This is a genomic window from Kitasatospora sp. NPDC057198 (assembly GCF_042670125.1).
Lineage (GTDB): Bacteria > Actinomycetota > Actinomycetes > Streptomycetales > Streptomycetaceae > Kitasatospora.
Map to the genome: position 1 here is coordinate 1 of NZ_JBHUWH010000809.1, position 1856 is coordinate 1856.

The 1856-nt window shown below is 71.1% G+C and carries 1 protein-coding gene and 1 pseudogene; both read right to left on the reverse strand.

Annotation, left to right across the window (positions count from 1 at the left end):
- Positions 1-24 precede the first annotated feature (24 nt).
- Positions 25-177, reverse strand: coding sequence for a hypothetical protein (locus ACFUEL_RS39235; RefSeq protein ID WP_380242935.1), 153 nt, complete (start codon positions 175-177; stop codon positions 25-27).
- A gap of 2 nt (positions 178-179) precedes the next feature.
- Positions 180-1760: pseudogene (gene lysX / locus ACFUEL_RS39240) on the reverse strand (bifunctional lysylphosphatidylglycerol synthetase/lysine--tRNA ligase LysX); the annotation flags it as partial.
- Positions 1761-1856 lie beyond the last annotated feature (96 nt).

A 1856-nucleotide genomic window follows, 5' to 3' on the forward strand; every position in this document is an offset into this window, starting at 1 on the left:
AACGGCGCGCCGGGCGGGATACCGCTATTCGGTGGAGGAACCCGCCGCCATGGCCTCGGCCGCGGCGTCCTCCTTCGCCTTCTGGGCGCCGCCCTGGCTGCGGATGATGGCCCGTACCAGGAAGGCGAAACCGATCGCCATCACCAGCGGCGGGACGATCGCGCTGACGTACTCCACGGTTACTCCTCGGTGGTGTCGGACTCGGCCGGGTCGGCGGCCTTTTCGCTCTTCGGGTCGCTCTTCCCGGCCTTTTCCGGCTTCACGAGGGGGAAGAGCACCGTCTCGCGGATGTTCTTGCCGGTGAGCAGCATGATCAGGCGGTCCACGCCCAGGCCGAGGCCGCCGGTGGGCGGCATCGCGTACTCCAGGGCGCGCAGGAAGTCCTCGTCCACCTGCATCGCCTCGACGTCGCCGCCGGCCGCCAGCAGGGACTGCGCGGTGAGCCGGGCGCGCTGCTCGACCGGGTCGATCAGCTCGGAGTAGGCGGTGCCCAGCTCGGTGCCGAAGATCACCAGGTCCCACTTCTCGGCGACGCCCTCGATCGAGCGGTGCTGCCGGGTCAGCGGGGAGACCGAGGTCGGGTAGTCCTTGATGAAGGTCGGCCTGATCGCGTGGTGCTCCAGCAGGCGCTCGATCAGCTCCAGCACGACCTGGCCGTGGTCCCAGGCCGGGTCCAGGTACTGGTCCAGGCCGTTCTTGGCGGCCAGCTCGCGCAGCTCCTCGACCGGGGTGGCCGGGGTGACCTCGGTGCCCAGGCGCGCGGAGATGCCCGGGTAGACCGAGACCTCCTCCCAGGGCTCGGCCAGGTCGATCTCGTGCTCGGTGCCGTCCGGGCCGGTGCCCCGGACCACGGTGGTGCCCAGCGCGTCCCGGGCGGCGTTGACGACGATCTCCCGGATCAGCTCGGCCTGGGTGTCGTAGTCGCCGTACGCCTCGTACGACTCCAGGGCGGTGAACTCCGGGTTGTGGGTGGCGTCCGCGCCCTCGTTGCGGAAGTTCCGGTTGATCTCGAAGACCTTCTCGGCGCCGCCGACCACCAGGCGCTTGAGGTACAGCTCGGTGGCGATGCGCAGGTACAGGTCGATGTCGTACGCGTTGATGTGCGTCACGAACGGGCGGGCGTTGGCGCCGCCGTGGATCGGCTGCAGCATCGGGGTCTCGACCTCGAGGTAGCCGCGGTCCTCGTAGGTGCGGCGGATCGAGCGGATCACCTTGGAGCGCAGCTGGAGCATCTCGCGCGCCTCGGGGTTGACGATCAGGTCCACGTACCGCTGGCGGACCCTCGCCTCCGGGTCGTTCAGGCCCTTGTGCTTGTCGGGCAGCGGGCGCAGGCACTTCGCGGTGAGCTCCCAGCGGTCGACCATCACGCTGAGCTCGCCGCGCTTGGAGGTGATCACCTCGCCCTCGACGCCGACCTGGTCGCCGAGGTCGATGTCGCCCTTCCAGGCGGCCAGCCGCTCGGCGCCCAGCTTGTCCAGGGACAGCATCACCTGGAGGTCGCCGGAGCCGTCGCGCAGGGTGGCGAAGCAGAGCTTGCCGCCGGTGCGGGCCAGGACCACCCGGCCGGTGATGCCGACCCGCTCGCCGGTGGCGGTGTCCGGGGCCAGGTCGGGGTGCTTGTCGCGCAGGTCGGCGATGGTGGTGGTGCGGGGGAAACCGACCGGGTACGGGTCGATGCCGGCCGCCCGGAGCCGGTCCAGCTTCTCGCGCCGGACGCGCATCTGCTCGGGGAGGTCGTCGGTCGCGGGGAGAGTGCTCTGATCGCTCACCCCACCAGGGTAGCCAGGCTCACGGCCTGCTCCGCCACGGGATATCCGGGCGGCCCGGAACGCGCCGGACGCGCCGGTTCCCCGGGC